The organism is Hymenobacter sp., assembly GCF_036388155.1.
Lineage (GTDB): Bacteria > Bacteroidota > Bacteroidia > Cytophagales > Hymenobacteraceae > Hymenobacter.
Genome location: NZ_DASVSI010000078.1, coordinates 1 through 8,081, shown reverse-complemented (window position 1 = coordinate 8,081; position 8,081 = coordinate 1). Strand labels below are relative to the sequence as shown.

Here is an 8,081-nt window from a genome sequence, read left to right as displayed (position 1 = left end):
GTGGCTGTTGCAGAACTCCCGACCCGCCTCTGCTTCCTGATTCCAGCGGCTATTACCGGCGGTGACGCTTCCGCCAAAAGAGCAAAATCTGCTTCTCAACGGCTGGTTTAGGCAGGGCCACGGCCAAGCTTGCCTGCCGTTGGGGCTGGTGCTTGAGCAGCTTCTTGAGGTTGAAAGCGATGGCGGTCAGCAGCATCGTTTTGTGGGCGCTGCCGCGGCCCCGCGTGTTCACACGTCGCAGGCCGTAGTGCTGGAGTAAGCTGCCAAACACGGGTTCTATCGTGCGCTGCCGCAGCTGGCGCATGCGCCGGCCTTGACGGCTCTGCTGCCGGGTGAGGGCGCGCCGGTAGTTGGGCGCGTAAGCGGTGCGAATCAGCTGCCGCTTCTTGACCCGTGGGGCACAGGTCGGCTTGTGCGGGCACAAGCGGCAGTCCCGACTGGAGGCGCGGTATACTTTGGCTAGCCCGCCGTCCTGGCTTTTGTCAAAGCTCTTGAATGGGAGTGCTTTGCCCGCTAAACAGGTAAAGCAGTCCGCGTCTGCATCGTAGGTAAAGCCGGCGATTTCGGGCTTGTATTTCCCAAAGACCGGAATCCAGGGGGTAATGCCCCGGGCTTCGAGGAGGGCGTAGTTGAGGCCATTCGAGTAATTGGTGTCCGCGACTACTTCTTGGACCGGCAAGTCATGGGTGAGTAGGCGGTGGTGCAAGGGCGCGACGATGCTTTCCAGCAGCACGCTGTCGCGTCGGTCGGCGAAGTCGGCCTGGATGTGACTGACGATGCCCTTGCTTTCGTCCACGGCCATGCTGCACAGGTAGTTCAGGGCCCGGGCTTTGCCCGGCTTGACCGAGATGCGGGCCTCGGGGTCGGCCGGGCTGTAGTGGGTTTTGTTGCTCAGCAGCCGGGCTTGCGGACGACTGCGCCCCAAGGGGCCGCTGTCATTGCGCAGGTAGCGGGCGTGCGTGGTGGCGACGCGCTGCAACTCATGCGCGGGGCGGGAGATAATATGGGCGGCTGGGACGGCCGGCACCGGCTCACCAGCCACGTGCAGCGAGGGCGCGGGGGCGTCGGCGGCCTGCTTTTCGCACAGGCCCTCCAACGAGGCATTGGCTTTAACGAACGCCGAGTCCACGGCCTGGGTGTGGCCCGTGACCAGCCCGGCGGCCACGCACTGGGCAAAGACGTGGTCGAACAGGCGCTCAAACACGGCGGTGGGGAAGAGTTGCCGGGTGCGGCTCACCGTCGAGTGCCAGGGCAACTCCTCGTCCACTTCGTAGCCCAGAAAGTACAGGATATCGAGCCGCAAGGCACAGTGCTCGACCAGGCGGCGGTCACTGACCAGGTTTTCCAGCCGGCCCACCAGCACGAGCTTGAAGAAGACGACCGGGTCCAACGAGGGCTGGCCGGTGTGGCTGTAGAGCACCCGGGTCTCGTCGTGTAGAAACGACCAATCCACGAGTTCGGCCAGGCGGCGGTACAAATTATGCGGCGGCACCCGCTCGGAGAGCCGAAAGCGGGCCACCTCTTTGTCGAGAAACAGCTTCTTGCCTTGCATCCCCCTTTTACGAACCACGTTCTGCAACAGCCACGGCAGCTTCACTATCCCTGGCATACCTCACCGGCAGTTCTTCAAAGATGATTTCGGTGAGTGGTTGTAGCTGTTCCTGGCCGTCCGCATTGGGTGCGTACAGCCAGAAAGCGGTTTCCAACAAATTCCGCAACGAACTCGGGAAATAGGTCACCCGTTCGATGTTGAAGAACCAGTTATGACGGCCATAAAAGGCATTTATGTCCTTAATTCCATGTGCTGCACGCAGCACGATTTGCCACGCAAGCTCCGAAAGCTCTGGGGTGAAGGGGCTGACTTTCAAAAGCTCATCCAAGCCATTCAGCCGATAGTCGCGGGTAGTTGTCGGTCGATTTGAATGAGAGCCTCGCAACTTGTACTCACGCGCTTCCGAAAACTTTGGGTCGAATCTCATGACCCATGGCTGGTCGTGCTTAAATCCGCTGTCTTTCAGTAGACTCTGCCAGTCTTTGATTCCGGTTTTCTGATAAAAATCTTCATCGACAAAGCGGATTTTGTTATGGTATTCAAAATGCTGCCGGAGTAGCTCGTCGGGAAGATAGGCTTCCGTGTACGAGCAGTACACAACCTTCTGCGTGTTCTGAGCAATGCACCGCACGAATCGCACCTGGGCATCTTGCAGCATCTTCAGCAACTCAGCCCGTTTTTCTCCACCCAGCGCATACACCGTTGCCAGTAGCCGAAAGTGCTGAGTAGCTTGCTTCTTGTTGGGCGAAAAGTCCTTCTGCTTATACAGCGGCAGAATGTGAAGCCGAATTTCATCGAGCAGCACCGGCGTCTTGATGCCCAGTTGAACCACAAAATTATAAGCGGGTTTGGAGTCGATGGTTGCCGGGTCCAGGCAATTTGCACGGTGCTCAAGCTGTCCATCTTCCAAGGGCAAGAACACTTGCGCTTTGCCATCAGCATCAAACGGTGCGGCGTAGGTATTGCCCCGCAGGCGCATGAAAGCCTGGGAGCGTAGCGGACCGGCCGAGCGGCTGTTACCGCCCGAATTTGGTTTTTGCCATAAGCCGGCTTGCCGCGTGTTGCCGAGGAAGCCGTAAAATTTCTGCATCCACCCGGCCGGTTGAGTGCTTAGGAAAGCCGGCGTGAATAATTGTACTGCAGCGGCAGCGGTAATCTCCGGAATTTCTAATTCCCGACGCAGGTAGGTATGTAAGGTGGAGGTGGCGTTTGCATCCGCCGTAATAGTCGGGGGGAGCCAGTGGGTGTGGCCTGGCCATAAAAATTCGAGTTGCTTCCGGGCGCTGAGCAGGGTTGTTAGTTCGCGGCTACCCGCTAACAGAAGCCGGGCGGCTGGCTGATGGTAACGCTCGTTATTGATAATTGGCAGATAAGCAGCTTCAGAAGATAGCTCCTCCTTCAAGGCCTGAAACAGCTTTCGATAGATAAGGCTACGGTTAGGCTCTCTGTCTGGGTTTTCCAGCGGCAGTAAGCTCAGGGTTGCTACGGTCAACAGCCCCTGCTTCTTGAAATAGGGCAACGTCTGCCGGAGCAGTTCACCCAATTCATCCATCAGGCACTTGTTTACGGCAAGGTCCATCTTCAGATTTTCCCGCGACGGAGTGGTTACAAAAGGCGCATGAACAAGAAAATCGAGGGAAGTCTTGTGCGTGGTTTCGAAAAAGACGAAAGCAAAGCTGTTTTCGGCCGGTACGAGCTTAATAGGGCCATCCGGGCCCGCTATGCGAAAAGCCAAGGCAATCCGTTGGGGCGACAATTTTTGGAAATCGGCGTGTTGCACCGGGGCCTGAAAGAGCAGGTATCGCTGGGTAGTCTTTTCCCGGGCAGTGCCTTTCTCATCCAGCCACTGGGTTGATGCCAAGGCAGTATCGCCCGTTTGTAGCCCCCGCTTGCGAATGGTCCGCTGCTCATCGGCCCAACTGAGTTCAATTTCCCGTAGGTTTCGCAAAAACAGCAAGTTGAATGCCTCTAGTGTCTGGAGCTTAGTTTCAATAGCCTGGTAAATGCTAGCTATGGCGTGCTCATCGCCAACAAAAGGAAGCGTGATGGTCGTGTCGTTATACTCCGCCTCAACCGAAGCGATAATGGGCACGATGTAGTCTTCAATCTCAAAATCAAAACTTCCCGATTGGATGCGCGGGCGGTCGGTGATTTTAAACACCGATTTAAAGCCTATTCCGAAGCGACCAATTTTGTCTTGGTTCGCTTTTTTATCGTTTTCGGTATTGCTAATGCCCGTAATCGCATCAATATCCTTGACCTCAAAAAATCGGCCGTCGTGCTTGATGGTGAGTTCCGTTGGCAGCAAGCGCAATTTTATCCATGTAGCCCCGGCGTCCTCGGCGTTCTGGAGCAACTCATAAATAAAATGGGACTTCTCGGAATACAGTTCGGATAGAACGGTTGACAAGTCTGAATTGCGTTTGCGCAGTGCATCACGTAGCGCTTTGCAATCAATAACCAATTGGGTAAGAGTCACTCTGTTTTCGGTATTTATCAGGCTGCGAGCTGCAGCGTGCGTACGTTGCTAGGCAAAAGCATTTAAAGAACGAAAAGATACCTGATTGGGCAGAATTACTCTTGCCATAGCTGATTGATATTGCCTCCTAAAGCATTGTAAACTAACAATTGGGAGTTGCTGCACCTGCTCGGTTAGGTGTTCACTCTTGGCCCAAGTTACGTGGCCCTTTGTCGAATGGCAGCCAGCTGGGCCGCTACGTCCAGCGTCGCAAGGAGTAGGGGAGCGCCTAAGCCTGTCCCATAAATTAAATCGCTGGCCCAGGCCACTAAGTCAGCCGCGTAAATCTTGTGCTGGCCTCGTTCTGTTACTCGGTTTTACCGTGCTGGAAGGCTTTCATCTCTGGTGACAGAGCCGCCGGCATCTCCACCAGCGCTTGGTCGGGGTAGGACTGAGCAGCAGTCAAGCAGCTCTTGGCAACCGGCTTGGCTGGCAGAGGTCATCGATTGAAGGAAAGGAGCAGGCGGCTTGAATAGGTACCAAAAGTGACAAATCCAGCGCTATTGCCTGTAGTGAGCAATGGGTTGACGACTTTACCCGAAGAAGAGTTGGGCGAACCCATCCGGGCCGGGCTGTGCGGGGCTCCAACTGCGCCTGCGGTCCTGCGGACTGAACCCCTTCCATCCCTTTCGCGAACCAAAGGACAAAGCCGGGCGACGAATCAATAGCAGCTTCAGCGACAACGGGCTGATAATGCCCGAGGAGAGCGAGTAAAGAACAAGAGGGAAAAATCAGGAACCGTGCCAAATACAGCTATATAAAGCGCAATTATTGACACTTTAATTTACACATTATTGAAACATTAATACGGTCTTCTGCGTTTAAATAGTATAAGTAGTACGCAACAAACCAACTCATTACGTCATGAAAGCTGCCTCTTCTTCCGCTCCCCGCACCGACGTTTACGAAATCATCACCAACCGCATTATTATGGCGTTGGAAAACGGCGTAACCCCCTGGAAAAAGCCGTGGAACGCGGCCCACGGCGCGCCCCGTAACTACCGCAGCAAGCACGCCTATCAGGGCGTAAATGCCCTTCTGTTGGGGATGCTGGAGTATGAACAGCCCTACTTCCTCACGTACAACCAGGCCAAAGAGCTGGGCGGACAGGTACGCCGGGGCGAGAAAGGCATGCCGGTCGTTTTCTTCACCGTAACCAAGAAGGACGACGGCACCGGCAAGGAGAAGAAAAAAGCCTTTCTGAAGTACTCAACCGTTTTCAACGTGGCCCAGATTGACGGGGTAGAGTGGAAATTTCCTGAACTCCCCAGCCGCGAGCACACGCCCGAGCAGGCCGCCGAGCAAGTGCTGGCCGGCTACGTGGGCGGCCCCCGCGTGCTGCACAAAGGCAGCGAAGCCGTTTACAGAACCAGTACCGATACGGTGACCATGCCCGAGGCCAGCAACTTTCACACAGCCGAAGACTATTACCACACGCTCTTTCACGAGCTGACCCACTCCACGGGCCACGCCAAACGGCTGGACCGGGCCACGCTAACCGAGCTGGCCGCCTTTGGCAGCGAAACCTACGCCAAGGAAGAACTAGTGGCTGAGCTGGGAGCCTCGTTTCTGAGCAATGCGGCCGGGCTGGACCTGGCCCGCACCGAACCCAGCAGCGCCAGCTATATCGCCAACTGGCTGCAGGCCCTGCGCAACGATAAGCAACTGATTATATCGGCGGCCAGCCAGGGCCAGAAAGCGGCCAACCATATTCTAGGCATCGTGCCCAACTACGAAGCGGAAGAAGCCCCCAGCGCTGAAGACGCTCCGCAGTAAGGCCAGCGGCCGCCCGACGGAGCTATACCGTTGGGCGGCCGTTGGGGCGGGCAACAAAAGGAAATAGCCATTGCAAAAAAGCAATTGCTAAAACAGTACAAGAGGGAAAAATTCGGCTGTTGGAGTATCGACCTCTGTCACTTAAATAGTCAATAATTAACACTTTAATTTAAACAAAATTGAAACATTAAAGAGGGTTTTTGCGTTTAATAGGTATAAGCAACGAACAATAAAACAGCTCTTTATACATGGTTGACGAAGCTTTTGATTTGGCTCCCGGCGAGGTTTGGGTTGACCGATTTGACCCCGCCGACGAAGCGCCCAGTGCACCCCCGGCAGTATCCGCCGCTGAGCTAGCGGCTTGGGAAGCCGCCCCGTGGTTCTAGCCGCTTTTTTCACCTCAAACCCGTTTTTCAGTATGAATGCCCCCACCACTTTCCGCCCCGCCCGTCGCATTCCCGCCGCCCGCCTGGAGCGCCTGAGAGCCAGCAACAAAGCCAAACACCAGGCCCGCGAGGAGGCCTGGCAAGCCCGCCAGGATGCTGCCGAGCAGGTAACCAACCCGGTGCCCGAGTTCGAGGCCGCGCCCCGCTTAACGATGCTGCCCGGTGGCTTGCATTGGTCGGCCCAGCAACCCGTGCCAGCGGTAGGGGCCACGGTAACGGTGAACCGCGACGGGCACCCGGAGCGGGCCGAGGTGAAGGGCTACACCCATGCCGCCGGTTTTCTAGGTCTGGTAACTGAAACCACCCACCACGCCAAGTCCGCCAGCCGCCGGAAGCGCAGCAGCCCCCGCGCCGGAGTGGTATTCGGCAGCCAGTTGGCCCTGGCCGCCTAACCCCGGCTCATCTTCTCACTACTCCCTTTTCCCTACGATATGATAACCCCAGCCCCCGCCGCCAAGCAGCCCCAAATTAGCTCCCTCGATTGGGCCAGTGACCCTGACCAGTGCCCGCAGTGGGTAGGCTACCCCACGCGCGCCGGCTTACCGGCTGGCCTCCAATGGTCCGGTAGCGGCGAGGTGCCCGCCATCGGTGCCCGGGCTCACATCTACATGAACAGCATTGGCCCGGCCGAGGTGAAGGCGTACTTTCATGCGGAGGGCTATTTAGGGGTGCTTTGCCAGCCTGATAAGATGCCCGAGCATCTGGCGAAGCACGGCGTAACGCTGGGGCATTTTTTCGGCCGGGAGTTGGAGCCCTACACGCCCGGCCCAGCCGCGCCCGCCCAGGTGCCCGAAGTGGTAGAAATCAGCTCGCAGGAGTACCGGGTAATTCCGGCCCCGCTTTACTATCGCAACCTTGAAACCGGCCGCATTACGGTGGTGTACGGTGGGCTGGCCGACTATTATGGTTTCTATGACGTGGAAGCCTTCACCGGCAGCAACAGCCAGGACGAGGCCCAGCTTGCCGACCCGGCCAATTGGAAATTCATTCCCGAGCACCACTATTTAGAGGTTCACGAGGACAGCCGCGAGCGCAAGGAGCCGCAGATTTTCGCCCTTCGCGCCGGTACAGAAAATCAGGTGGACTACCTGACCGAGCAGTTCCCTGGCCCGTACCGCATCCCCGGCGAAGTATCCTATACCTACGACCAGTACGACACGCTGAGCGCACTGGCCGAGGCCATGAAGGAGCAGGGCGCACAGTACCGGGGCCGCATTGTGGAGAAAAACGAGTGGCGGACGTGGGTAGCGTTCGAGGAAGAAGCCTACGGCAGCGGGGAGTGCCCTTGGGAACGCGTAGAGCTTGACTTGGGGCAGCTGCCGCTTGATAGCTATGCCTACATTTCGGGCCGACGTGCCACGGCCGAGGAAGGCGAGGGCAAGGGCCGCGTTACCCTTTGGCAGCAGCCCAGCGGGCAGTATTATGTGGAAACCGAGCCCCGCTTTCACTACGGCCCGAATTACCCCAGGCTGACTCCGCTAACGCTGGCCGAGGTGCAGGAGCGGTATTCGTTCGAGTTCACGCCCAACGGCCAGGAGCCCGCGCCGGCTGAGCACGGCGATTGGATTCCCGAGTACCCGCCCCAGGAAGGCGACGACAACCAGGACAGCACCGAGTACCCGGAATACCCGGCCGATGAGCAGCGCGACTAGGGTGTACGGACAATTATCTTTGTGTTCGTGAGTAATCTGGATGAAATCAGTGACCGTGCGTGGGCGGCTTTGGCCCCGCATCTCTCCGGAAAAGCCGGCGATGTGGGCCGCACAGGCGCGGATAACCGGCTCTTTCT

At 57.4% G+C, this 8,081-nt stretch carries 6 protein-coding genes; 4 read left to right on the top strand and 2 right to left on the bottom strand.

Annotated features, from left to right (window positions below; translation table 11 throughout):
- Positions 1-52: 52 nt before the first annotated feature.
- A complete protein-coding gene (locus VF629_RS11340) occupies positions 53-1,609 on the bottom strand; it encodes an IS1182 family transposase (protein WP_331058594.1) in 1,557 nt (518 codons plus the stop codon).
- Positions 1,560-4,031: a sacsin N-terminal ATP-binding-like domain-containing protein gene (locus VF629_RS11335; protein WP_331058593.1), complete on the bottom strand. Its 2,472-nt coding sequence runs from the start codon at positions 4,029-4,031 to the stop codon at positions 1,560-1,562. Before VF629_RS11335 ends, VF629_RS11340 begins: the two co-directional genes overlap by 50 nt.
- 903 nt (positions 4,032-4,934) lie before the next feature.
- Between VF629_RS11335 and VF629_RS11330 the strand changes: the two genes are divergently transcribed.
- The 4 genes from VF629_RS11330 (at position 4,935) to VF629_RS11315 (ending at position 7,944) form a co-directional block, all read left to right on the top strand.
- Positions 4,935-5,846: an ArdC family protein gene (locus VF629_RS11330; protein WP_331058592.1), complete on the top strand. Its 912-nt coding sequence runs from the start codon at positions 4,935-4,937 to the stop codon at positions 5,844-5,846.
- Between the two features lie 248 nt (positions 5,847-6,094).
- Positions 6,095-6,232 carry a hypothetical protein gene (locus tag VF629_RS11325; RefSeq protein ID WP_331058591.1) on the top strand — a complete coding sequence of 46 codons (138 nt, stop codon included), beginning with the start codon at positions 6,095-6,097 and terminating at the stop codon, positions 6,230-6,232.
- Positions 6,233-6,264: 32 nt separating this feature from the next.
- Positions 6,265-6,684, top strand: a complete 420-nt coding sequence (locus VF629_RS11320) for a hypothetical protein (RefSeq protein WP_331058590.1) — start codon at positions 6,265-6,267, stop codon at positions 6,682-6,684.
- 39 nt (positions 6,685-6,723) lie between these two features.
- A complete protein-coding gene (locus VF629_RS11315; RefSeq protein ID WP_331058589.1) occupies positions 6,724-7,944 on the top strand; it encodes a hypothetical protein in 1,221 nt (406 codons plus the stop codon).
- Positions 7,945-8,081 lie beyond the last annotated feature (137 nt).